The following is a 26120-nucleotide window of genomic DNA, read 5'->3' as shown; positions in this document are numbered from 1 at the left end:
GTGTTATGATCTCTTCTTGACAATGTACTTGTCTGAAGCCTTATTCTTCCTGGTCTTGTAACCCTTTGTCGGGTAACCCCAAGGAGTACAAGGATGACGACCACCGGAGCTCTTTCCTTCACCACCACCCATCGGATGATCGACTGGGTTCATCGCAACACCACGAACATGTGGTCTCTTACCTTTCCACCTGGTACGTCCAGCTTTACCGAGTTTCTGGCTATCGTGCTCGCTGTTACCAACAGAACCGATGCATGCGCGGCAATTCTTATGAAACTTTCGTACTTCACCGGAAGGAAGTCTAACGAGAACGTACTCTCCTTCCTTAGCCATCAACTGGGCAGATGCACCTGCACTACGTACAAGCTGAGCACCTTTACCGATCTTCATTTCGATATTGTGAATCACAGTACCGAGTGGAATATTAAACATCGGCAGACAGTTACCTGGCTGAATATCGACACTATCGCCAGCGACAATTTTGTCACCAACTGAAATGCCGTCCGGGGACAGAATGTATCTTTTCTCACCGTCAATATAACAAAGTAGCGCAATGTTTGCTGATCTGTTGGGATCATATTCAATCGCTACAACTTTAGCATCGATATCAGTTTTATCGCGCTTAAAGTCAATAATGCGGTATTTTCTTTTGTGACCACCACCAATATGCCGGGAGGTGATGCGACCGTAGTTGTTTCTTCCGCCTGTCTTAGACAGACTTGTAACCAGACTTTTTTCCGGGCGCTTGTTGGACAAGTCAGGGTTCTGTATGGATACCTGGTGTCGCTTACCGGCTGATGTTGGTTTATATGTCTTAATAGCCATGGTTTCCCAATCGCTCCATCATGATAAAATTAGATAGAATCATTCAATATGAGAGAGATTCGCAGCACGTCGAAATTAATTGCTTAATTGCTTACAGCTCATCTGCAAAGTTAATTTCACCTTCAGAGAGGGTAACGTAAGCTTTCTTCCAGTCGTTGGTCATCCCAATCTTCTGGCCAACTCTCTTCTGTTTGCCGTGCATGTTAGCGGTTCTCACATCTTTCACTTTTACGTTGAACATGAGTTCCACTGCTTTCTTGATTTCTATCTTGTTCGCCTTGGGATGTACTTTGAAGACGATCGCTCCGTCTTCTTCCTGTAACAAGGCGGCCTTCTCTGTGAGGCAGGGCCCCTTCAAAACGCCGTAAATATTTTTCATGCCATCAACCTCTTCTCAAGGCTCTCAATTACAGGCTTGACCAATACAAGTTTTTTGTGCAGCAATACATCATACACATTCAACCCTTCGGAAGGCAAAACCTTGAAACCGTTAACATTTCTAGAGGATTTTTTCAGGTTGTCAGCCTCTCCGTCAATAACGATAAGTGCGTTATCAGCCTCGAGGGTCTTCATGACCTGAACGAAATCTTTAGTTTTAATCGCTTCAAGGGAGAACCCTTCAAGTACGATAAGATTTTCCTCTTGAAGGCGAGCACTCATTGCCATTGCAAGAGCGAGCTTTTTAACCTTCCTGTTCAGCTTGAAACTATAATCACGTGGCTTTGGACCAAAGGTAACTCCACCACCTCTCCAGATAGGAGAGTTTCTGGTACCTGCACGTGCACGTCCAGTTCCTTTCTGACGCCATGGTTTAGCACCACCACCAGCGACCTCTACTCGGGTCTTGGTGCAGGCTGTACCTGCGCGTCGAGCAGCACGCTGCATTTTTACAACATCGTGCAGGATGTACTCTTTCACCTCAAGATTGAAAACATTGTCGTTCAGTTCTAACTGTCCGACGTTTTCGTTCTGGGTGTTAACAACATTTACAGTTGACATTATTATCTCCTCGAACCTGATCTTGTTCTGAAATCAATTATTTCGAAAATATTTTCAGAAGGCCATTTTTAGCCCCGGGAACAGGTCCTTTCAGCAGAACTACATTCTCGTCTGCGCGAATATCGATCACAATAACGTTCTTCTTCAGAACTGTCTCGTTACCCATGCGGCCAGGCATTTTCTTACCTTTTACAACACGGCCCGGCCAAGCACTACAACCAATAGAACCAGGAGCTCTGTGGAACATAGAACCGTGAGTTGTACAACCACCGGCAAAACCATAGCGTTTCACAACACCCTGGAAGCCTTTACCTTTGCTGGTGCCTTGTACATCAACAACATCACCAACGTTAAACAGTTCGGAAAAATTGATCTCCTGTCCTACCTCGTATTGCGCCGCGTCTACTCCTCGGAACTCACGAATATGGTAGAAACCATCAGAGTTAGATTTCTTTAAATGACCGGCTTCAGGCTTGTTTACCCGTTGTGCTTTCTTGTCTGAAAAGCCGACCTGAATTGCATTGTATCCATCTGTCTCAACAGTCTTAACCTGGATTACTTTGCACGGTCCTGCTTCAATGACAGTTACAGGTATTGCCTGACCCATCTCGCTATAAACGCGGGTCATTCCAACTTTCTTACCTAGTATACCCATTGTCTTTGGCATAATTGCACCCGATGCTTCAATTTACTTTGCATATACTGCCTTTAAGGCAGTTTAATCTCGACATCGACGCCTGCTGACAACTCAAGTTTCATCAACAGATCAATAGTCTGCTGAGTAGGCTCGAGGATATCAAGTAAACGACGATGGGTTCTCATTTCAAATTGCTCTCTAGACTTCTTATCAACATGTGGTGAACGAAGAACACAGAATTTGTTCACGGTAGTCGGAAGGGGAATAGGGCCTGCAACCGCAGATCCGGTCCTTCGTGCAGTCTCTACAATCTCGGACGTAGATTGATCGAGCAGTTTATGATCGTATGCTTTCAAACGAATACGAATTTTTTCTGTAGGTATCATCGTACACCTTTATTTAATAATTTTGCTTACTACGCCTGCGCCAACTGTTCTGCCGCCTTCTCGGATAGCGAATCGTAATCCCTCATCCATTGCGATAGGAGTAATCAGCTCAGCAGTAATTGAAACATTGTCCCCAGGCATAACCATCTCGGTTCCTTCTGGAAGAGTTACAATGCCTGTTACATCTGTAGTTCTAAAATAGAACTGCGGACGATATCCGTTAAAAAATGGTGTATGACGACCACCTTCATCCTTACCAAGAATATAACTCTCAGCTTCGAATACGGTATGTGGAGTTATAGAACCCGGCTTGGCAAGTACCTGCCCACGTTCGATTTCCTCTCTCTTTACGCCACGCAGCAATGCACCGATGTTATCTCCCGCCTGACCTTCATCAAGCAGTTTCCGAAACATTTCAACTCCGGTACATGTAGTTTTTGTAGTCTCTTTAATTCCTACAATTGCTATCTCTTCGCCGACCTTGATGATTCCCCTTTCAATACGTCCAGTAGCAACGGTGCCACGGCCGGATATAGAGAATACATCTTCGATAGGCATCAGGAAAGGCTGATCAACATCGCGAACCGGCTCAGGAATATAGGAATCAACCTGTTCCATGAGCGACCATATGCAGGCAGCTTTCTCTGGATCTTCTGGATTCTCAAGAGCGAGAAGTGCTGATCCTTGAACAAAAGGAATATCGTCTCCTGGAAATTCATACTTATCAAGGAGTTCGCGAAGTTCCATCTCAACAAGTTCGATTAATTCTTCATCATCGACCATATCGCACTTGTTCAAGAAGACTACAATTGCAGGTACACCAACCTGACGTGCAAGCAGAATATGTTCTCTAGTCTGGGGCATTGCACCATCAGTTGCCGCTACAACAAGTATAGCACCATCCATCTGCGCTGCACCTGTGATCATGTTTTTAATGTAGTCAGCATGACCTGGACAATCTACGTGGGCATAATGACGATTTTCTGTCTCATACTCAACATGGGCAGTGGCAATTGTAATTCCGCGTTCTTTTTCCTCAGGAGCCTTGTCAATATCACTGAAATCAGTGAATTTGGCCTGACCCTTCGTCGATAATACTCTTGTGATAGCTGCAGTTAAGGTAGTTTTACCATGATCAATGTGACCAACGGTACCCACGTTAACGTGCGGCTTAGTTCTTTCAAATTTTTCTTTTGCCATAGTAATTCCCCAATATACTTGGACTTAAATCCCTCTGATCTTTTTAATAATTGCCTCTGCTTTTGCGGCAGGTACTATATCATATTGCAGAAACTGCATTGTAAAACTTGCCCTTCCCTGCGTTGCTGATCTGAGTGATGTAGAATAACCAAACATCTCAGCAAGTGGAACATGCGCTTTTACATTCTGCAAATCGCCATCAGCTTCAACACCAACAATTTTCCCTCGTTTGGCGTTAACATCTGATATGACATCCCCAATATATTCTTCCGGGGTAACAACCTGAAGATCCATGACCGGCTCAAGCAGCGCAGGACTTGCCTCTGCCGTTGCCCTACGAATCGCCATAGACGAGGCAACTCCAAAAGCCATATCCGTCGATTCATCTTCATGAAAAGATCCACCAGTTAGTCTCACTTTAATATCAGTGAGAGGATATCCTATCAGCGGACCCGAATCCAGGCTGTCTTTAATACCTCTTTCAATTGCGCCGATAAATGCTGCAGGAATCTGCTGCTCATCTACTTTGCTCTCGAAAATAACGCCTTCGCCTTGCTTAAGGGGCTGAACATCTATTATTACATGTCCGTACATTCCCTTAGCGCCGGTAAGTTGATCAAACTTCCCCTCAGCCTTGTTGCTTGAGGTAATGGTCTCTTTATAAGCGACCTGAGGCTTACCGACCTTGGCACCAACTTTAAATTCATTTAGCAGTCGATGTACAATTATTTCGAGATGAAGCTCTCCCATCCCGGAGATAATCGTCTGCCCTGTATCCCCATCAGTCGTAATCGTGAATGACGGATCTTCAAGAGCAATTTTTTTGAGCGATTCTTCCAGCTTTTTCTCTTCAGCCTTAGTGCTTGGCTCTATAGCGACACCAATAACAGGGTCAGGGAAATCCATGCTTTCCAGCATGATATAATCACCCTTAGAACACAGAGTATCACCGGTTGTGGTGAACTTTAAGCCGACTATCGCGCAAATATCACCAGCGACAACTTCTCTGACTTCCTCACGCTTATTTGCGTGCATCCTCAGAATCTTGCTTATCTTTTCCTGCTTCTTCTTTGCAGGGTTAAAAACCTTATCACCAACACTAAGGGTACCGGAGTAAACCCTTACGAATGCAAGATTTTCAACGAACGAATCGCTCATCAGCTTGAAAACAAGACCTGCGAAATTCTCAGCAGGGTCTGTTTTACGCGTAACCACATTACCATCCTTATCCTCACCATCTATAGCCTGAACGTCCAGGGGTGAAGGAAGATAGCTGATTACAGCATCAAGCAGAGGCTGTACGCCCTTATTTTTAAAAGCACTCCCACACAACACAGGTACAATATTCAGTTCAAGTGTTGCGTTCCTGAGAGCTTCATAAATCTCAGTCGCAGATACCGATGTATCACTCAAGTATTTTTCCATGACACCCTCATCGAAGTCGGCCAACTTCTCGAGTAGTGCCATACGTGCGGCCGTGAACTTATCTATGTGTTCGGCAGGAATATCGGATTCGATCACTTCCTGACCAAGAGTGTGCTCTGTGAAGACAAGCATCTTCTCTTTAACGAGGTCTATGACCCCGATGAAGTCCGCCTCAGCACCTACCGGTATTTGAATCGCTACCGGATTGGCCCCAAGCCGTTCTTCAATCATCGTAAGACACCTATTGAAGTTAGCCCCGACTCTGTCCATTTTGTTAATGAACGCAATTCTCGGGATCTTGTACTTGTTGGCTTGCCGCCATACTGTTTCAGACTGTGGTTCAACACCACCTACAGCACAAAAAACGGCTATCGCGCCATCAAGTACCCTCAGGGATCGCTCTACCTCAACGGTAAAGTCAACATGCCCAGGCGTATCAATGATATTAATTTTAGTATCTTTCCAGTTGCAGGTTGTTGCTGCCGAGGTGATTGTAATTCCTCGCTCCTGCTCCTGTTCCATCCAGTCCATGACGGCGGTACCCTCATGAACTTCTCCGATCTTATGCGAACGACCAGTGTAATAAATTATTCTTTCTGTGGTAGTGGTTTTACCAGCATCAATATGAGCCATGATGCCGATGTTACGCACACCGGTCAGGTCAACCTGGGTTGCCATAGCCCTCCCTCAAATATAGAAATTAAGTAAGTGCTGATGCCAACCCATGGCATCGCTTGGTTTATTCTCGCCCTACCAGCGGTAGTGAGCAAATGCCTTATTGGCTTCTGCCATACGATGTGTATCATCACGCTTCTTAACAGAGGCGCCACGATTATTGTACGCATCAACGAGCTCGGCCGCAAGTTTCTCAGACATAGATTTTCCTGAACGAGACTTTGCGAATCCGATAATCCAGCGAATCGCCAAGGCATTACGACGAGTCTGACGAACTTCCATCGGCACCTGATAAGTTGCACCACCAACACGGCGGGACTTAACCTCAACCTTTGGACGAACATGCTCCATCGCTTCCTCGAAAACGGTGATCGAATCTTCATCACTAACACGAGTCTCTACTATATTCATCGCATCATAAAAGATGCGCATAGCGACACTCTTCTTACCACGTTCCATCAAACCATTTGTAAATTTACTTACAAGCACGCTGTTAAAGCGAGGATCTGCTTCGATCGGACGTCGGCTAATTACTTTTCTACGAGACATATCAGTTTTTCTCCATCAGGTCGGCCTTCTATTAAGAAGGACGCTTAGCTCCATACTTTGAACGTCCCTGACGTCTATCAGATACTCCGAGGGAATCAAGCGTTCCTCGAACAACATGATAACGTACACCAGGAAGATCCTTCACCCTACCACCGCGAATCAACACAACTGAGTGCTCCTGCAGATTGTGCCCGATACCCGGGATATAGGAAGTGACCTCAATACCGTTCGTAAGCCGAACCCTAGCAACTTTACGAAGCGCTGAGTTTGGTTTCTTTGGCGTAGTTGTGTAAACACGAACACATACGCCCCTCTTCTGTGGAGACCCTTTCAAGGCGGGAGTATTAGTTTTCTTAACACTCTTTTTTCTGCCACGCCTAACGAGTTGGTTAATAGTTGGCATTGCGCTTACTGCTCCTGTTTGAATAACAGTTTTAATATATAATTTCTGACAATTCAGTTGCAGATCTCGCCACTAAATTTTTGCACGAAAGAGATGATATTTACCCTAACGCCACTTTAGTGTCAAGACCAAAAGCAACTTCAACCTAAAAATAACATGCTGCGATTACTTACCGTCAAGACCAGTTCCAGCAGAGATCAAACGACCCATGATAACATTTTCTTTCAATCCGGTAAGTTCGTCTACTTTTCCAGCCATAGCAGCGTTGGTGAGAACTTTTGTAGTTTCCTGGAACGATGCCGCAGAAATAAAACTCTCAGTAGACAGTGATGCCTTTGTCACACCAAGGAGAAGAGGCTCAGCTACAGCAGGCATCTTGCCTTCTGCCATTAGCTTGTCACGTTCTATCTCAAATTTCCACCATTCAACCTGTTCTCCAATCATAAACTTCGAATCACCGGCTGAAGTGATCATAACGCGTTTCAGCATTTGACGAACAATAACTTCAATATGCTTATCGTTGATCTTAACACCCTGCAGACGATAAACCTCCTGAATCTCATTCACCAGGAATTTCGCCAGTTCCTTTACACCGAGAACGCTCAAGATGTCATTTGGTACGACTGTACCTTCCATCAGAGGCTCGCCGGCCTGCACATAATCACCCTCATGTACAATGATATGCTTTGATTTTGGTACCAGGTACTCTTCGGACTCACCATATTCAGGTGTCACAACGACTCTACGTTTTCCTTTAAGTTCCTTGCCAAAGCTTACACGACCATCAATCTTTGATATGATCGCAGGCTCTTTGGGTTTACGAACCTCAAAAAGTTCGGCAACTCGTGGAAGACCACCTGTAATATCCTTGGTTTTTGATGACTCACGTGGAATCTTACCAACTATAGTACCAGGTTCAATCACATCCCCTTCGCTCACAGAAATAATGGAGCCAACGGGTAGACTGTATCTTGCGTGTACATCTGAATTTGGCAGTTTAAGAGTCTTACCACGATCACTTTTAACGGAAACACGCGGGTTGAGCTGCGCGCTGCTGGTTGAGTGAATAATAACTTTTGACGACTTACCAGTAACGGGATCGACCTTTTCCTGCATAGATACACCCTCAAGAACGTCACCGTACTTGATTATACCACCAACTTCAGAAACAATTGGAATAGTATATGCGTCCCAGTCAGCAAGTATTGTTCCAGGCTCGACCTCACCATTTTCGGTAACAAGTACCTGAGCACCGTAGTTTACCTTAAACTTTTCACGCTCTCTTCCGAGTTCGTCAAGAATAACAATTTCAGCATTACGATTCATGACAATCTTAACCCCTTCAGCATTAACAACATGATGAAGGTTTTTAAATCCTACTGTTCCGCCACGCTGGGTCTGAATCTCTGCCTGCTCTACAGATCTACTCGCAGTACCACCGATATGGAATGTACGCATCGTCAACTGCGTTCCGGGCTCACCAATAGACTGCGCTGCAATAACACCAATAGCTTCGCCTCTATTGACCATATGACCGCGACCAAGATCACGACCATAACACAGAGCACACACACCCCGTTGAGCACGACAACTTAGCACTGATCGAATCATTACCCTATCGATACCAGCCTCTTCAATCTTCTCAATCTTCTCTTCTGTAATCTCTTCACCAGCAGCAACAATTGTTACATCGTTGAAAGGATCAATTACGTCTTCAAGAGCAACTCGACCGAGAATTCTGTCACCCAATGGTACAATAACTTCACCACCATCAAGCAGTGGCTCAGCAACAATACCGTCAAGAGTATGGCAATCACTTGTAACAATAGTGACTTCTTGAGCAACGTCAACAAGACGACGGGTTAAGTATCCAGAGTTAGCTGTTTTAAGTGCGGTATCAGCGAGACCCTTTCGAGCACCATGAGTAGAAATAAAATACTCCAGAACTCCAAGACCTTCTCGAAAGTTAGCTTTAATTGGAGTCTCAATAATAGCGCCCGAAGGTTTTGCCATAAGACCACGCATACCGGCAAGCTGACGAATCTGATCTCTCGATCCCCTCGCACCGGAGTCGGCCATAATAAAGATGGAGTTGAAACTCGGCCCTTCCTCAATCTGATTATCTTTATTGCGGAAATAATCAATTTTAATCTCATCCATCATCTCGTTTGCAACATCTTCCGATGCCTTTGACCAGATATCGATGACCTTATTGTATTTCTCACCAGCAGTAATCAGACCATCAGAATACTGCTGCTCTACATCCAATACGTCATTTTCAGCCTTTTCAACCATCTCTTCCTTACGAAGAGGTATTTTCATGTCGTTAATACAGATTGAAATACCGGCTCTAGTTGCATACTCGTAACCAGTGTCTTTTAAACGATCAGCAAGAATTACAGTATCCTTAGTTCCCGCACTTCGATAGGTGTAATCAATGAGATTAGCAAGAGCCTTCTTGCTCATGACCTTGTTAATCTCTCTGAAAGGAACAGACTTAGGAACGAGTTGTCCTAAAACAATACGCCCCATAGTGGTATCTATTATCTCTTTACCACGACGTATTTTGACTCTGGCCTGCAGATCAATCTCACCATAATCATAAGCGATTATGGCCTCGGTTTCATCAGAGAACACCTTTCCCTCGCCTAGAGCGTTGATACGCTCTCGTGTCATATAGTAAAGACCAAGAACAATATCCTGAGATGGGATAATGATTGGCTCACCATTTGCGGGAGAAAGAATATTGTTTGTAGACATCATGAGAACACGAGCTTCCACCTGAGCTTCGACAGATAGAGGAACGTGAACTGCCATCTGATCACCGTCAAAGTCAGCATTAAATGCTGCACAGACAAGCGGATGCAATTGAATTGCTTTACCCTCAATAAGTACAGCTTCAAAAGCCTGCATACCAAGTCTATGAAGAGTAGGCGCACGGTTAAGGATAACAGGATATTCAGTTACAACTTCTTCAAGAACATCCCAAACTTCCTTAGCTTCTTTCTCTACCATCTTTCGAGCACTTTTAATGGTAGTAACATACCCTTTGCTCTCAAGTTTATTGTAGATAAATGGCTTAAACAACTCAAGAGCCATTTTCTTGGGGATACCGCACTGATGCAGACGCAGATGTGGGCCAACAACAATTACCGAACGTCCAGAATAATCTACACGCTTACCAAGAAGGTTCTGTCTGAAACGTCCCTGCTTACCTTTAAGCATATCAGCAAGCGATTTGAGCGGACGTTTATTTGCACCGGTAATAACCCGTCCCCGACGGCCATTATCAAACAGTACATCAACCGCTTCCTGCAACATACGTTTCTCATTACGAATAATGATGTCAGGAGCGTCGAGTTCAAGGAGTCGCTTTAAGCGATTGTTACGGTTAATTACACGACGATACAGATCATTAAGATCAGATGTCGCAAATCGACCACCCTCAAGAGGTACGAGCGGACGCAGATCAGGAGGAAGCACAGGAATAACTTCAAGAATCATCCATTCAGGTTGATTGCCTGAATCCCTGAATGCTTCACAGACGAAGAGCCTCTTTCCAAGTTTCAAACGCTTTGTCTGAGAGTTGGTTGTAGCCATCTCATCACGGAGAGTTCTTGACAATTCGATGAGGTCTGTTGCTGCAAGCAATTCGCGAATTGCTTCAGCACCAATACCAACACGAAACTGAGCAGGATACTCTTCACGATACTGACGGAATTTTTCCTCTGTGAGTAATGTTCCTACAGGAATCGCCTCTGTCTCAGACTCAACAACCGCATACTGCTCGAAGTATAAAATCTTCTCCAGCTGCTTTAAGGTCATGTCAAGAACTGCACCAATTTTACTTGGTAAACTCTTAAGGAACCATATATGAGCCACTGGTGCTGCAAGGGTAATATGTCCTAATCTTTCTCGACGGACTTTAGACTGAATAACTTCCACACCGCATTTTTCACAAACAACGCCGCGATGTTTCATGCGTTTATACTTACCGCAGTTACATTCAAAGTCCTTTACAGGGCCAAATATTTTTGCACAGAACAGACCATCACGCTCAGGTTTGAACGTTCTATAATTAATCGTCTCAGGCTTTTTTACTTCGCCATGAGACCAGTCCATAATTTTCTCTGGTGACGCCAGTGAAATTCTTACACTTTTGAACTTTGTCGGGGCTTTCGGTTTTTGAAAAAAGTTAAACAATTCTTCCACGAAATCACCTCTCCCTCAAATTTTAGGATATGCCTGATGTATTTTCCAGCAGGCCTTGAAGAGATTTTCCTTCAATCTGCTATTGCAGTACAGCCTTTTGTACCTGAACACTTACTTATGAGCTTATTCCTCAATAAGCTCCATATTCAGACACAGCCCCTGCAACTCCTTCACCAGAACATGGAACGATTCCGGTAGTCCTGTTGTGAGGAAGTTGTCACCTTTGACAATTCTCTCATACATAGTCGTTCGGCCTTCAACGTCATCAGATTTAGCAGTAAGAAACTCTTTAAGAGTATACGCCGCACCATACGCTTCCATTGCCCAAACTTCCATTTCACCAAGTCGCTGACCACCAAACTGCGCTTTACCACCCAATGGCTGCTGAGTAACAAGAGAGTATGGTCCGGTTGAACGAGCATGAATTTTATTATCCACCAGGTGATGGAGTTTGACCATATACATTGCGCCAACAGTTACCTGATTAGCAAAAGGCTGACCTGTAAGTCCATCGTATAACTGAACCTGTCCAACTTCATCAGCACCGGCCTCTACGAGAAGTCTGCGAATCTGTTCTTCTTTGGCACCATCAAATACTGGTGTAGCCATATGAAGCCCTTCTCTATGAGCATGAGCCCATTCAATCAATTCCTCATCACTACGTCCTGAGGTGATAGCCTCATATTCACTATCCTGGTAAACAGCTCTTAGCTTCTCTTTAATCAGGTCTACTGCCTGTTCCTGAACGAGTTTCTCAAGTTGAGCACCAAGACGTTTTGCAGCATAACCCAAGTGGACCTCAAGAACCTGCCCAACATTCATACGTGACGGTACGCCAAGCGGGTTCAGAACGATATCTACAGTTGAACCATCTGCGAAATATGGCATGTCCTCTTCAGGTAGCAAACGGGATACAACACCTTTGTTACCATGTCGACCAGCCATCTTATCACCAACCGAAAGCTTCCGCTTAGTGGCAACATACACTTTAACCATCTTGACAACGCCCGGAGGCAGGTCATCACCTTTACGCATTCTTTCAATGATGCCATCGTAACGATCAGAAATCAACCTGGCTTGTTTTTCATAACGTTCAAAAGCAAGCGCAAGAGGTTCTTCATATTTCGTTTTTTCAGAGAAATCGATATGCTTAAGCTGATGAAAACCAATATCTACTGCCATATCAGTTTCTATTTTTTTACCAAGCCCAACAACAAGCTCACCGTCAGCACTGAAAATATCATTTTTTGCAGTACGTCCGTCAATAATCAAACCGATTTCTCGACAAACGCCACGCTTGAGGCTATTCAACTCATCAATTTTATCCTGATTGAGCTTATCAATTTCAAGATCCTCAATCATGAGAGAACGTTCGTCTTTATCTACACCTTTACGTGAGAAGACTTTAGCATCAATAACAACACCACTCACCCCTGGCGGAACACGAAGTGAGGAATCTTTAACATCCTGCGCCTTTTCACCAAAGATTGCCCGAAGAAGTTTCTCTTCAGGAGAGAGCACAGTTTCACCTTTTGGAGTCACCTTTCCAACAAGTGTATCGCCAGCTTTAACTTCTGCACCAATCCGAACAATACCAGAGTCATCAAGGTTGCGGAGGGTCTCTTCACTGACATTTGGTATGTCACGAGTTATCTCCTCTTTACCAAGTTTGGTATCCCGTGCCATTGTCTCAAAAACTTCGATATGCACAGAAGTGAATGTATCTTCTTTAAGGAGTCTCTCATTAATAAGAATAGAATCCTCAAAGTTAAATCCACGCCAAGGCATAAATGCAATAGTTACATTTTTACCAAGAGCCAGCTCACCTAGTTGACATGATGGGCCATCAGCAAGAACAGTACCTTTTTTCACTCGTTGCCCTGGCATTGCCAGTGGGTGCTGATTGAAACATGTGTTCTGGTTAGATTTTTTGTATTTCTCAAGTCGATATACAGCCACGCCGGTATCATACCCATCAACACCAGGTTTATCATATCGAATTACAATCCTGTTAGCGTCAGACTCTTCGACCACACCATCACCTGCAGCGAGAAGACATGCTCCTGAGTCACGTGCTACATATCTTTCCATCCCAGTACCGACCAATGGTGAACGTGTAATCAACAATGGTACAGCCTGACGTTGCATGTTTGACCCCATGAGGGCACGGTTAGCATCATCGTTTTCAAGAAAAGGAATAAGTGAAGCAGCAACACTCACGAGCTGGTTCGGTGCAATATCCATATAGGTGACATTGTCAGCGTTTGCTGTAACAACCTCTCCATCCTCACGAACAATCAGATTTCCTTCGGCAATAGCATTTTCGTCGCTCAAGCCGGTAAGTGCAGGAGCAATAATCTGATTCTGTTCCTGAAGTGCGCTAAGATAATCTATCTGGTCCAGAACTATTCTTTCACCCACCTTACGATAAGGCGTTTCGATAAAGCCGTAAGGATTTACTCGAGCATATGTCGCAAGAGAAACAATCAGTCCGATATTCGGACCTTCAGGAGTTTCAACAGGACAAATACGACCATAATGCGTCGGATGGACGTCACGAACCTCAAAACCAGCACGTTCTCGAGACAAACCACCGGGTCCAAGTGCAGACAAACGGCGTTTGTGTGTAACCTCGGATAACGGGTTGGTCTGATCCATAAACTGTGACAGCTGAGACGTACCAAAAAATTCTTTGATAGCAGCAGAGATAGGTTTGGGGTTAACAAGATCGTGTGGCATCAGGGTTTCAACGTCCTGAAGTGTCATACGTTCTTTAATTGCCCTCTCCATCCTGACAAGGCCCATGCGATATTGATTTTCAACCAGTTCACCAACGGTTCGAACTCGTCGATTACCTAAATGATCGATATCGTCTACAGCTCCCTGACTGTCTTTTAACCGTACAAGGTACTTAATGGATTCGACTATATCGGCCTTAGTTAATGCTCTGTTCTCAATCTCGATATCAAGATTTAATCGCGCATTTATCTTGTAACGACCAACCTCTGACAGATCATAAAGATCACCGTTAAAGAACAGATTGTCAAAAAATCCCTGGGCGACTTCAATTGTAGGCGGACTTGATGGTCTCAGTCTTCGGTAAATTTCGAGAAGTGCTTCGTCTGTCCCGGCGACCTTATCAAGAGCCAGAGTCCGACTGAATGAATCAGAGAATTTTACACCATCAATAAAAACGGTTTTAAATTGGTTAATCCCGCTAGCCAGAAGAGTTTCTAGTAATGCTTCTGTAATCTCAGTATTGCACAGGGCAATAGGCTCGCCATCCTCAGGATTGATAATAGTTTCAGAAAGAATTTTACCAACAACAGCTTCTGGAGAAATCTGAATTCTGGAGATTTCTTCGGTCGCTATTCGCTTACAGAGAGCTTTACTTACTTTTCTACCTTTCTTGGCTATAATTTCACCATTTACAGGTGATACAAGGTCGTATTCCAATCGCTGAGAAAGCAAAGTCTCTGAATTAAATTCAATAAAGAAATCCTCACCAACCTTACTAACAGTATCGATTGGATAAAACTCTGCGAGTAATTCTTCTGAGGTGAATCCAATTGCTTTTAAAAGAGTAGTAACAGGGAATTTTCTTCGACGATCAATCCTGACATGAAGTATATCTTTAATATCAAATTCAAGATCAATCCACGAACCTCTCACAGGGATGATCCTAGCAGAATACAGTAATTTACCACTTGCGTGAGTCTTGCCGTTGTCGTGAGTATAAAAAAGACCAGGTGAACGCTGTAACTGGGAAACAATTACTCGTTCTGTACCGTTTACAACGAAAACGCCATCAGCGGTCATCATTGGCAAAGAACCAAGAAAAACTTCCTGCTCCTTGATATCCCTAATGGTTTGAACCCCTGTCTCCTCATCTACATCAAAAGTAATGAGACGAACAACGATTTTAAGAGGAATCTCATATGTCATTCCACGTTGCTGACATTCCTCTACGGTGTACTTGGGCTCTCCGAATTTATATCGTACATATTCGAGGGAACAGAGTCCGTTAAAATCGTTGATTGGGAAGACACTCTTAAAGATTGCCTCAAGCCCAAGCTCTTCTCTCTCCTCAGGTTCTAAGTCTATTTGCAGGAATTTTTCATAAGAAATTCTCTGCATTGAGATGAGATGTGGTGGCTCAATAATCGTTTCAGCCGTGGCAAAGTTCTTTCTAACTCGTTCCATAAATTGTCCTCGAGGTTGCCTGTAAATCGTTACAAACTAATTAGCACAGTCAGATGCCTGAAAAGCGATCGATTCAGATGTGTTGCTGAATGAATAGGAGTGATACGTGTTAAGGATTTGAGTATGGATTATGTGAAAAGAAAAAAGTCAGTCTAATCGAATTAACTTTAATAAGCATTGCGGTAAAAAAAAGCGATCGTGTTTTTACAAGCATGTCTTTTTCCTTTTGTAAAATTTAGTGTTCTAATTATAGAAACGACAAAACTATACTCGTAACCGCTTGATATTGCTGACCTAATTTTTAATATATTTTTAACAGCCTAAAACAAGACACGCTACGTGGCAAAGCCCGTAGCGTGTCTTGTTATTCGTTGCACCCGATTTTCGGGTACCTTGCTAGCAGTCGGATTACTTAACTTCTACAGTACCGCCGACAGCTTCGATCTTAGCTTTGATCTCTTCGCATTCTTCCTTAGTAACACCTTCTTTCAGTGGCTGAGGAGCATCTTCTACGAGAGTCTTTGCTTCTTTAAGTCCAAGACCAGTGATAGCGCGAACTTCTTTAATAACCTTGATCTTCTGATCGCCAGCAGATGCAAGAATTGCATCAAACTCAGTCTTCTCTTCTGCAGGAGCAGCAGCATCACCGCCACCAGCAGCAGCAACTGCAACAGGAGCAGCAGCTGAAACACCGAATTTCTCTTCGAACTCTTTGATAAGCTCAGAAAGTTCGAGAACGGTCATATTTGCAATGAATTCAATTACATCTTCTTTTGTGATGGACATTATGAATAACCTCTTTTGTAAAGTAGTTTACACGTCGTAAAAACGAGTGGAAAATTATGCTTCTGCCTGTTCTTTCTGCTCTTTAAGAGCGTTAAGAGCATAACCAAAGGTACGTGGTACTCCAGTGAGAACCTGTACAAGACCAGTAGGCACTCCGTTGAGTACGGAAAGCAACTGACTGAGCAGTACTTCTTTGGTCGGCAGCTTGGACAGAGCAATCACTCCGGCCAGTTCCAGTTTATCTCCCTCAAGTGCTGCGCATCTGATTACAAACTTATCATTACCTTCTGCGAATTTGGCGAGCACTTTTGCAGGTGCGACCGGATCAGAATAGGCCATGACGACAGCGGTGGTGCCAGTAAATGAATCACTAAGCACAGCGTTGCCTGTATCAGCGGCTGCTCTTTTCAGGAGAGTATTTTTTGCTATGCGAATCTCAGAGTCACAATTTCGCAGTTCAACACGAATCTGTTCCAACTGAGAAACCTTCAAACCACAATAGTCTGCGACTACAGCGAATTTAGCTCGGTTGAATGATTCATTCAATTCCGAGACTATGGTCGCTTTATCATCACGATTCAAAGTGCTCCTCCCTATTTAGATATTAACGTTATTCGAAACAGCAGTTGATGCGCTGGTACAGTCAACATATGGGTTATCCACATGTTACAAAAAGGTAGTTAAACTACCTTCTGTCTCGGCAGGTCACGCGTATACGCATGATTAAACACTAGTACCTGCTGTCTTCGACCAAAAAAAGAGCATCAGTCAAAACTGATGCTCTAACCAAAATTTACTTTATTGCTGATCTGATAGCTACTGGATCAAGCTTAACACCAGGCCCCATCGTAGATGAGATAGTAATAGATCTTAGATAGATTCCCTTACTGGCTGATGGCTTTAACTGAATGATTTTTTCAATAAACGCAGTAATATTTTCGATGAGTTTCTCTTCACCAAAAGAGGTTTTACCTACACCTGCGTGAATGATACCTGTCTTTTCAACCTTGAAATCAACCTTACCACCTTTGATTTCCTTGACAATATTTGCTACATCAAATGTAACAGTACCAAGTTTAGCGTTTGGCATAAGATTACGAGGTCCGAGAACTCGTCCGATCTTACCTACAGTACCCATCATATCAGGGGTAGCTACAGTTTTATCGAACTCGAGCCAACCTTCTTTAATCTTCTCTACTAAATCGTCGCCACCAACAAAATCAGCCCCGGCTTCTTTAGCCTCAGCTTCTTTCGGTCCTTTCGCGAAAACGAGAACGCGCGTCACTTTACCAGTACCATGCGGTAACACAACAGACGAACGAATCATTTGGTCGGCATGACGTGGGTCAACGCCTAACTTCATCGCAATGTCAAAAGTTTCATCAAATTTTGCAAAGCTCATAGAGAGAGCTTTTTTGACACCTTCTTCAATAGAATAAAGGACACTTTTATCTAATGTCTCAGCTTTATTTTTATAATTTTTTCCGCGCTTCGGCATTTTGCCTCCTACATCGATAGAGCTCTGCGTGTCTCTACCTGCAGTAAAATTAAAATTCTAATTTAGTCTACAACAGTAATTCCACAACTACGGGCAGTACCTTCAACTATTTTCATAGCAGCTGCAATATCATACGCATTAAGGTCAGGCATTTTAATCTCAGCGATTTCTTTAATCTTATCGCGACCGAGCTCAGCAACACGCTCAGCCTTTGGATTACCTGATCCCTTCTGCAGATTAGCCGCCTTAAGAAGCAGTACTGATGCAGGTGGAGTCTTGGTTATGTAGCTGAAAGACCGGTCCTGGTAAACTGTAATTACAACAGGAACAATGGTATCTCCCATGCTTTGGGTTTTTGCATTAAAAGCTTTGCAAAACTCCATGATGTTCACACCATGTTGGCCCAATGCAGGACCTACTGGTGGAGATGGATTTGCTTTTCCTGCAGCAATCTGCAGCTTAATGTATGCCATTACTTTTTTGGCCATTTTCTCACTCCAACTAACAAACTTTTTTCTGTAATTTGAAATCTAATTAATTAGATTTTAAGAGTAGTGCGGGATCAACCGTACACCACATATCAGGTGTTTGTTACCTGTACGAACTCAAGCTCGACAGGAGTTTCGCGCCCAAAAATTGAAACCATGACGCGTACACGACCTTTTTCAGGAAAAACTTCGTCGACAACACCCTGAAAATTGGCAAATGGGCCGTCTATAACCCGAACTGTTTCACCAATATCAAATATTACTTTCGGTCTCGGCCTTTCAGAACCATCCTGAATCCTACCGATAATCTTAGCAGCATCTTCATCAGACAATGGAATCGGGTTACGATCATCGCCTACAAATCCAACAACCCGTGGCATGTTCTGATGGATCGTGTGCCATGTCTGATCATTGAGTTCCATACTTACAAGCATGTAGCCTGGGAAGAACCTTCTTGACGAAGTCTTCCTGGAACCTTTGATCATCTCAACTACCTGCTCGGTCGGAACAAGGATCTCACCAAAAGATTCTTCAAGTCCTTCCTTGCGAATCCGTTCTTCAAGGGTGGCTTTAACCTTATCCTCAAATCCTGAGTGGACTTGGAGTATGTACCATTGTCTTGCCATGAGTAATTTATTCCTTGAGTGTTTGAATAAAGCTGGAGCAGATCGCTAGATGGCTCATGCAATCAAACAGGATCCTGACGACGCGTTATCTTAAAAATGACGCGACAAGTTTACCGAGGAGCAGGTCAACAGAACCGAGATAAGCAGATATAACAAAGGTCAGAACGATAACTATCCCGGTTAACCCCAGGGTCATCTTCTTGTCCGGCCATACGATCTTACCGAACTCAACCTTCACCTCCTCAACAAATTTCTTAACCTGAGCAGGTGCGAATGGAGACGGAGTATTGTCTTTACTCACCGCATTGCTTTTCTTCGATTTCGCTTTCCCTGCCATAATTAATGCCCGAAAGGAGGTTTCTTCTAATAAATTTCAACGAATATTGGCTTAAAAAGCACCGTTGACCAAACACAAAAACACCTGCCATAAAAATGGCAGGCCAGGAGGGATTCGAACCCCCAACCCCCGGATTTGGAGTCCGGTGCTCTACCAATTAGAGCTACTGGCCTGTGTTTTGTTACTTAGTCTCCTTGTGCGGAGTATGACTCCTGCAAAAAGGACAGTATTTTTTAAACTCGAGTTTATTCGGAGTATTTTTCTTATTCTTCGTCGTGGTGTAGTTACGACGTTTACATGTACCACATGCGAGGGTAACTATGTCTCTCATTCCGATCTTCCTATGCAAAATTTATCCTGCCCTGCAAGCAGGACAGGATAAAACTTTATTGCGCCAGTAACTTACTTGATGATTTTTGCTACAACACCGGCGCCTACGGTCCTACCACCTTCACGAATAGCGAACCTAAGTCCCTCATCCATAGCGATAGGAGTGATCAGTTCTGCGGTTACAGAAACGTTATCACCAGGCATTACCATCTCAGTACCCTCTGGAAGGGTTACAATACCGGTAACGTCAGTTGTTCTGAAGTAGAACTGTGGTCGATATCCGTTAAAAAATGGAGTATGACGTCCACCCTCATCTTTACCGAGGATATAACACTCTGCTTCGAATTGTGTGTGCGGAGTAATAGAACCTGGCTTGGCAAGAACCTGACCACGCTCAATCTCTTCACGCTTAACACCACGAAGAAGTGCACCGATATTATCGCCAGCCTGACCTTCATCAAGGAGCTTGCGGAACATCTCGACACCAGTACATGTAGTCTTGATGGTGTCTTTAATACCAACGATAGAAACCTCTTCACCAACCTTTACAACACCGCGCTCAATACGACCGGTAGCTACAGTACCACGACCGGATATTGAGAAAACATCTTCGATAGGCATAAGGAATGGCATATCAACATCACGCTCTGGCTCAGGAATGTATGAATCAACGGCATCCATGAGGTCCCAGATACATTTTGCTTTTTCTTCGTCTTCCGGATTTTCAAGAGCTAAGAGAGCTGAACCCTGAACAAATGGGATATCGTCTCCTGGGAACTCATACTTATCAAGAAGCTCACGAAGCTCCATCTCAACAAGTTCGATAAGCTCTTCGTCATCAACCATGTCACACTTATTAAGGAACACAACGATTGCAGGTACACCAACCTGACGTGCAAGCAGGATATGCTCACGAGTCTGAGGCATAGCGCCATCAGTTGCTGCAACCACAAGGATAGCTCCGTCCATCTGAGCTGCACCAGTGATCATGTTCTTAATATAATCAGCATGACCAGGACAATCTACGTGAGCATAGTGACGATTAACAGTCTCATATTCTACGTGAGCAGTAGCGATAGTAATTCCACGCTCTTTCTCTTCCGGTGCCTTATCAATATCACTGAAGTCAGTAAAAGAAGCCTGACCTTTAGTAGACAAAACACGGGTAATAGCAGCAGTCAATGTGGTCTTACCATGATCGATATGACCGACAGTTCCTACATTGACATGCGGTTTAGTCCTTTCAAATTTTTCCTTTGACATTTCTCTTGTCTCCTCAGGCCGTTGTAAGTTTTCTTTTCGTAATACACTTTATTAGATCTGGAGCCCACGACCGGATTTGAACCGGTGACCTCATCCTTACCAAGGATGCGCTCTACCAACTGAGCTACGTGGGCGCCAATTTCACTTCTATGAGGCAGCATGGAGCGGGAAACGAGACTCGAACTCGCAACCCTCAGCTTGGAAGGCTGATGCTCTACCAATTGAGCTATTCCCGCCCTTTTCGAAAGTATCTAGCCATGCTAAAAAGAGATGGTGGAGGGGGGAGGATTCGAACCTCCGAAGGCGTTGCCGACAGATTTACAGTCTGTTCCCTTTGGCCACTCGGGAACCCCTCCTTCACTTGAATGTCTGATCAAAATGACAGACACTCTATATTCTCTCAGAAGCACTTTGTAAAGTACTTTTTATTTTTTTTTGGAGCTGGCGATGGGACTTGAACCCGCAACCTGCTGATTACAAATCAGCTGCTCTGCCAATTGAGCTACGCCAGCTTACAAAGCACGGGAATATACACGTTCGTATATTTTAAAGCAACACCTTTTTTCCAGATTCAATCATTTTTCTCTCGAAAGTGATCAAGGCCCACTTACTACCTGACTAGCCAATCGATGTTTTAACGATTTGAAGAGTCACTTGTAATTATCGCTCTTTAGACTTTTTTTTCAAGAGCACTGGGTCAATAACCTGGCCGTGCGTAAAAAAACCTCAAATTGATACTGGACAATGTACTATCTTTAGAACAGGAACAATTATACTAATAACTGCGAGTCCCATAGTCCAGTATTAACGATTTTTTTTCAGGCACAGTGATTAACACTTTCTACAGGGAACTTCCACTATAATTTACACTATGTACTAATATAAATTGCATTCTGTTGGTAATTCAATAGGATAATTTTCAAATAACTATGAACCTCATATCTCAACTTCAGTATCATATCAGTAAATTCTGGCAAACACCGATAAATGACTACACCAGCATTCATTACATTTGATACAATAAAAACTCTTATCAAAGCAACATGGCTTGTAATTTTCTTGCTACTACACCCATCTATTTCCGTCAGCATGATAATCGCGTTCATTAGTACGTAGTACAGGATCGTAATATTACTCTCACTCACTACACATAAGGTTTAACAATAGTACTATTTTTCTTATAGGCTACCCGAGTAGTGCCTGTTCACCGAAATCTTCGAAGTTTTCAAAAATCATGCTCGCAATATCGACTGGATTTCTATCTCTCAAATTGTACTGGTTTCATCTTCATAAGTTTCCAGATAATAAAACGTAGAGTTTACCAATGTTACGAATAGTTGTGCCATTCTATCATAACGGCCACCCTGCATCAGCCATAGTCCTGATTCTATGACAGAGACATTTACCTTAAGGATACTGAGCCATACCTTTAGTATTGAGATTTCGAAATCTCTTGAATACAGAGTATGTAAAATTCTCTATGTGATATTAGGCTGGATACCGTATAGAACTGATAAAGTGCGAAGGCAAAGCCTGATAGGTTTGAATGAAGGAATCAGAGACGCTTCACAATAAATCGAGGTACGCATGTTGTCATGCACCATGCAGATAAACAAAAAAAAGCCACCTCCCCCAAAAAAAGGAAAGATGGCTTTGACTTCTAAAACTATCTCAGCTGCAATCAGCAGCTAAGTTTCTACTTACTGTTTAGCAAATCCGCTTTCGCGATACTTCTCAAAACACATAGCTGTTGTTCTGTAGACAATGTGTGCGAATTTGGTGTATGGCATGTACAGGAACAGCATCATAACAGCTACGAGATGCATGAAATATACAATATAACCAAATATTGGTAATCCCGCCCAGCGCAATAACTCTGCACCAACGCCTGTTACACCTACAGCAAGGATTTCCCAGATAAGGAACCAATCATAAAATGTAGGAGTCGCTCTTCCTTTTGCCTCTAAATCTTTACGATTACTCCAGAGTATCCAGATACCGTAAAGTAGAGCAATTGCAGAAACGTTCGCTAAAATTTTGAAAGGATCTATGAGAGGCAGTGGTCCATGCAATGAAGTCCAGAATAATCCAAGGACATCATTCTTAAGAAGTGACCAACAGGTAACGATAAAAAGACCGATAAAAGCCAGAACCAGTGGCAAATGTCCTTTCACCCTGTCGGTATTAACGGTACATTCGCGGAAACGATTATGTTGCATTGTTTCAACGAGTGTGGGCCACAGAAACATCTGGAAGAACTGCACGATAGATGGTCTAAATGCAGATTTTATCCCTGCCCGTTTAGTCATCTCCTTCCACATTTTGGTAATGCCCATAAATACAGAGAATACTGCAAGGCCTGCAGCAGGTACCATAAACAGCACTATGAAGAAAATATTCTTCGCATACCATCTGAAATCCCAGGTACCGAAAAACTGCTGATATCCGTGACTTGCAAAATGCTCAACAGAAGGCACATGCATAGCCCCGGAAAGAAACCACAATACTAATATAATGATTGAAGGAATACCAATCAGCACTGGTAGATTCTTTGCACTTGTTGCAAGTTTTGCAAGTCCTGATGGCCAACCATAGAATGTGTAGGCATAAGAGCGAATAGCTCCAAGCACTTCACCTGGTTTAGCCCCTCGAGGACACATCTCTGTACAGTCACCACATGCATGACATAAAAACACATCAGGATCAGCAACGAGGTTTTCTTTCATACCCCACTGAGACCATATCATTTCCTTACGAGGAAATGGTTTGTCATCTGTTGAAAGCGGACAGGCAACTGAACATGTTGCGCACTGGTAACATTTTTTAAGCGTGTCACCTCCTGCCAGTTTCAAAGATTTTATAAATTCTAAATCCGGTTGAACATTCATGTAATCCCTCCTGTTATATTATCAAAAACACTATTTCATGATCTCATGCGATCTTATAACTCAAAATACAAGTGTAACGCAACCGCAGATGATTCCATCTGCGGTTGTGTTAATGATAAAAACAGGTTAGAAGCCCTTGAATGGATTTGGACCCATTTCAACAATCTCTTCTACGAAGTCGTTGATGATCTGAGGCACCTTGTCATAATCGGTAATTGCAATCTGCTGTGCAGCACATCTCTCAGGCTCAAGACCAAGAGTTGAAAGAGTATCACCGATGTTTTCCATACGTTTGGTAGCAATCTCGGACCCCTTAACGAAGTGACACTGGTAGTCATCACCGTAAGTACAACCAAGAAGCATTGCACCGTCCATACCTGCAGAAAGCGAATCACGAATCCATGCCATGTTAACTGATCCAAGACATCTAACTGGTACAAAACGAACCATATGATTGAGACCGTTGCGCTTCATACCGGACATATCAATAGCTGGATATGCATCGTTTTCACAAACAAAAACGATAATACGTAACCTGTCGTCATCGTCTTCAGGTACTTCAATAGACTTGATCATTGAACCAATCAGATCGATATTGTAATCCTTGAATCCAATGATACGCTCTGGACATGCACCCATACAGGTACCACAGCGACGACAGCGTGTAGGATTAGGAAGCGGTGTACCCTTCTCGTCATCATCAAGAGCACCAAAAGGACATTCCTCAGTACAACGCTTACACTGGGTACAACGCTGCATAAAGAATTCAGGATATGTCGCATCACCGGAGCGAGGGTGTACTGAAACACCACGATCTGTAGACTCAAGACACTGAATTGCTTTGAGTGCCGCTCCTGTTGCATCATCAATCGCCTCTTCCATAGTCTCAGCTTTACGTACACCACCACAAGCATAGACGCCTGTTCTTCGGGTTTCGTAAGGGAAACAGATGAAGTGAGAATCAGCATAGCCATCAAAAAGATCGAGGTCCATAAATGCAGGGCCCTGACGATAGGCAAGGTTTACAGTGTTCTCGTGAAGTGTGGTAGGCTCCATACCGGCAGCAAGTACGACCATGTCAACTTCAAGATTCAGGTCTTCTCCGAGAAGAGTTTCTTCTACTGAAACAGTGAGCTTACCACCAGCCTCACCAACTTCCATGACGTTACCTTTAGTCATGAAAATGCCATCGTTATCCTGAGCAGCTTTATAGAAGAGCTCCATACTACCAGGGGTACGCATATGCTGATAAAGAATGTATGCTTTACCTTCGGCATTATCCTGACAAACATACTGAGCCTGCTTCAAAGCAACCATCGAAGTTACAGAGTTACAATAAGGGAAATCCTTATCGTTATCTTTGCCACCCGGACTCTGAATAAATGCTACATTTGCCGGAACCTTGCCTTCTTTAGCAAGTTTCTCAAATTCAGCATTAGTCACAACATTTTTTATTTTACCATGCCCAAGATGCTCATATTCGCTAACATCAGCAGGCTTCCAACCAGTTGCAAGAACAACAGCACCTACTGGTACAGAATTAGGGTCGACAGCAACATATTGCTGAAGTCCAGCATTCGGATCTTCTTTCTCGCCCTTATTAATGAGTTCCTGCTCATCAACAGTAACTTTTGCAGGAGCATCCCACTCACCGCTAGTACCGGTAGCTTTAAGTGAAACCTTGAAATCTCCTGGAGAACCAGCAATACGTGCAACTTCAGTTGCAGTTTTGATGGTAATTCTAGAGTCAGCTGCAATTTCAGCAACAAGTGCCTCAACAGGATTCTCTTCAAGATCTGTCCACGGAGCTTTAGAAGGAAAAGATTTTCTCCAGCCTTTAGCTTTACCGCCAACTTCTGCTTCCTTTTCAATCAACAGAACTTCATACCCTGCTGCCGCAGCCTCTTTAGCTGCTGTAAGTCCAGAAATACCACCACCCATAACCATGATGGTCTTATTAATGTTCTCGAGCGTAAAAGCCTCTGCAAGTTCAGTCTTTTTGGCACGGGTACATGCCATTCTCATGTAGTCGCTTGCAGTTTCCTGAAGCCACTCAGCTGCATCAGCTGCAGGCTCCTCACCTTCTGCCGGTTTAACTTCAGACCACACAACCTGCTCACGAAGGTTTGCACGTACGGTAATTTTATCCTCACCGAAATTAAATTCAGTGGTCATTACACGAGGGGAGCATGCACCAACAACAACAGTATTTACACCACCTGCGATATCTGCCTGAATTGTCGCCAACCCTTCTTTGCCACAGAGATATTCATGTGTTTTACACTCCATGGACATCTCGCTGGATACAACCTCGGAAAGAGCCTCAATATCGAGCGCATCCCCGATGCCACATCCCGTACATATATATGCGCAATATTTTTTATCCATTG

Annotated in this window: 21 protein-coding genes and 5 tRNA genes; all 26 read right to left on the bottom strand. The window is 43.6% G+C overall.

The window, feature by feature from the left end; translation table 11 throughout:
• Window positions 1-3: 3 nt before the first annotated feature.
• On the bottom strand, window positions 4-825 hold the full coding sequence (gene rplB, locus FCL46_RS02180) for a 50S ribosomal protein L2 (protein ID WP_136810577.1): 822 nt from the start codon (window positions 823-825) through the stop codon (window positions 4-6).
• A gap of 91 nt (window positions 826-916) precedes the next feature.
• Window positions 917-1204 (bottom strand): 50S ribosomal protein L23, encoded by a 288-nt coding sequence (gene rplW, locus FCL46_RS02175; protein WP_136810576.1) that lies wholly within the window; start codon window positions 1202-1204, stop codon window positions 917-919.
• A complete protein-coding gene (rplD, locus tag FCL46_RS02170) occupies window positions 1201-1824 on the bottom strand; it encodes a 50S ribosomal protein L4 (RefSeq protein ID WP_136810575.1) in 624 nt (207 codons plus the stop codon). Before rplD ends, rplW begins: the two co-directional genes overlap by 4 nt.
• 37 nt (window positions 1825-1861) lie before the next feature.
• Window positions 1862-2491 (bottom strand): 50S ribosomal protein L3, encoded by a 630-nt coding sequence (gene rplC, locus FCL46_RS02165; protein WP_136810574.1) that lies wholly within the window; start codon window positions 2489-2491, stop codon window positions 1862-1864.
• Window positions 2492-2532: 41 nt separating this feature from the next.
• Window positions 2533-2844, bottom strand: coding sequence for a 30S ribosomal protein S10 (rpsJ, locus tag FCL46_RS02160; protein ID WP_176360112.1), 312 nt, complete (start codon window positions 2842-2844; stop codon window positions 2533-2535).
• Window positions 2845-2856: 12 nt separating this feature from the next.
• Entirely contained in the window at window positions 2857-4047 is a 1191-nt protein-coding gene (gene tuf / locus FCL46_RS02155; protein WP_136810573.1) for an elongation factor Tu, read from the bottom strand.
• Between the two features lie 24 nt (window positions 4048-4071).
• On the bottom strand, window positions 4072-6150 hold the full coding sequence (gene fusA / locus FCL46_RS02150; RefSeq protein WP_136810572.1) for an elongation factor G: 2079 nt from the start codon (window positions 6148-6150) through the stop codon (window positions 4072-4074).
• A 72-nt stretch (window positions 6151-6222) separates the two neighbouring features.
• Window positions 6223-6696 carry a 30S ribosomal protein S7 gene (gene rpsG / locus FCL46_RS02145; RefSeq protein WP_136810571.1) on the bottom strand — a complete coding sequence of 158 codons (474 nt, stop codon included), beginning with the start codon at window positions 6694-6696 and terminating at the stop codon, window positions 6223-6225.
• Window positions 6697-6727: 31 nt separating this feature from the next.
• The gene (gene rpsL, locus FCL46_RS02140; RefSeq protein WP_136810570.1) at window positions 6728-7099 is read right to left on the bottom strand and encodes a 30S ribosomal protein S12; all 372 of its coding nucleotides are present in this window, start codon (window positions 7097-7099) and stop codon (window positions 6728-6730) included.
• A gap of 165 nt (window positions 7100-7264) precedes the next feature.
• On the bottom strand, window positions 7265-11311 hold the full coding sequence (gene rpoC, locus FCL46_RS02135; RefSeq protein WP_136810569.1) for a DNA-directed RNA polymerase subunit beta': 4047 nt from the start codon (window positions 11309-11311) through the stop codon (window positions 7265-7267).
• 123 nt (window positions 11312-11434) lie between these two features.
• Window positions 11435-15514 (bottom strand): DNA-directed RNA polymerase subunit beta, encoded by a 4080-nt coding sequence (gene rpoB / locus FCL46_RS02130; protein ID WP_136810568.1) that lies wholly within the window; start codon window positions 15512-15514, stop codon window positions 11435-11437.
• Between the two features lie 408 nt (window positions 15515-15922).
• Window positions 15923-16300 (bottom strand): 50S ribosomal protein L7/L12, encoded by a 378-nt coding sequence (gene rplL / locus FCL46_RS02125; RefSeq protein ID WP_217909548.1) that lies wholly within the window; start codon window positions 16298-16300, stop codon window positions 15923-15925.
• A gap of 54 nt (window positions 16301-16354) precedes the next feature.
• Window positions 16355-16882: a 50S ribosomal protein L10 gene (rplJ, locus tag FCL46_RS02120; RefSeq protein WP_136810566.1), complete on the bottom strand. Its 528-nt coding sequence runs from the start codon at window positions 16880-16882 to the stop codon at window positions 16355-16357.
• Between the two features lie 211 nt (window positions 16883-17093).
• The gene (gene rplA, locus FCL46_RS02115) at window positions 17094-17798 is read right to left on the bottom strand and encodes a 50S ribosomal protein L1 (RefSeq protein ID WP_136810565.1); all 705 of its coding nucleotides are present in this window, start codon (window positions 17796-17798) and stop codon (window positions 17094-17096) included.
• Between the two features lie 62 nt (window positions 17799-17860).
• Window positions 17861-18286 carry a 50S ribosomal protein L11 gene (rplK, locus tag FCL46_RS02110; protein ID WP_136810564.1) on the bottom strand — a complete coding sequence of 142 codons (426 nt, stop codon included), beginning with the start codon at window positions 18284-18286 and terminating at the stop codon, window positions 17861-17863.
• Between the two features lie 92 nt (window positions 18287-18378).
• Window positions 18379-18912 (bottom strand): transcription termination/antitermination protein NusG, encoded by a 534-nt coding sequence (gene nusG / locus FCL46_RS02105; protein WP_136810563.1) that lies wholly within the window; start codon window positions 18910-18912, stop codon window positions 18379-18381.
• Between the two features lie 85 nt (window positions 18913-18997).
• Window positions 18998-19249 (bottom strand): preprotein translocase subunit SecE, encoded by a 252-nt coding sequence (secE, locus tag FCL46_RS02100; protein WP_136810562.1) that lies wholly within the window; start codon window positions 19247-19249, stop codon window positions 18998-19000.
• 96 nt (window positions 19250-19345) lie between these two features.
• A tRNA-Trp gene (locus tag FCL46_RS02095) sits at window positions 19346-19422 on the bottom strand.
• An 8-nt stretch (window positions 19423-19430) separates the two neighbouring features.
• On the bottom strand, window positions 19431-19580 hold the full coding sequence (gene rpmG, locus FCL46_RS02090; RefSeq protein WP_136798095.1) for a 50S ribosomal protein L33: 150 nt from the start codon (window positions 19578-19580) through the stop codon (window positions 19431-19433).
• Window positions 19581-19651: 71 nt separating this feature from the next.
• A complete protein-coding gene (gene tuf / locus FCL46_RS02085; protein WP_136810561.1) occupies window positions 19652-20842 on the bottom strand; it encodes an elongation factor Tu in 1191 nt (396 codons plus the stop codon).
• A 58-nt stretch (window positions 20843-20900) separates the two neighbouring features.
• Window positions 20901-20976, bottom strand: a tRNA-Thr gene (locus FCL46_RS02080).
• A gap of 26 nt (window positions 20977-21002) precedes the next feature.
• Window positions 21003-21078 (bottom strand) — tRNA-Gly (locus tag FCL46_RS02075).
• Between the two features lie 35 nt (window positions 21079-21113).
• Window positions 21114-21198, bottom strand: a tRNA-Tyr gene (locus tag FCL46_RS02070).
• 80 nt (window positions 21199-21278) lie between these two features.
• Window positions 21279-21354: transfer RNA gene (locus FCL46_RS02065), tRNA-Thr, on the bottom strand.
• 1188 nt (window positions 21355-22542) lie between these two features.
• On the bottom strand, window positions 22543-23730 hold the full coding sequence (gene qmoC / locus FCL46_RS02060; protein ID WP_136810560.1) for a quinone-interacting membrane-bound oxidoreductase complex subunit QmoC: 1188 nt from the start codon (window positions 23728-23730) through the stop codon (window positions 22543-22545).
• A 126-nt stretch (window positions 23731-23856) separates the two neighbouring features.
• Window positions 23857-26118, bottom strand: coding sequence for a hydrogenase iron-sulfur subunit (locus tag FCL46_RS02055; protein ID WP_136810559.1), 2262 nt, complete (start codon window positions 26116-26118; stop codon window positions 23857-23859).
• Window positions 26119-26120: the final 2 nt, after the last annotated feature.

It is taken from the genome of Desulfosediminicola flagellatus, from assembly GCF_005116655.2.
Classification (GTDB): domain Bacteria; phylum Desulfobacterota; class Desulfobulbia; order Desulfobulbales; family Desulfocapsaceae; genus Desulfopila; species Desulfopila flagellata.
This window is presented reverse-complemented; position numbering and strand designations above follow the sequence as displayed.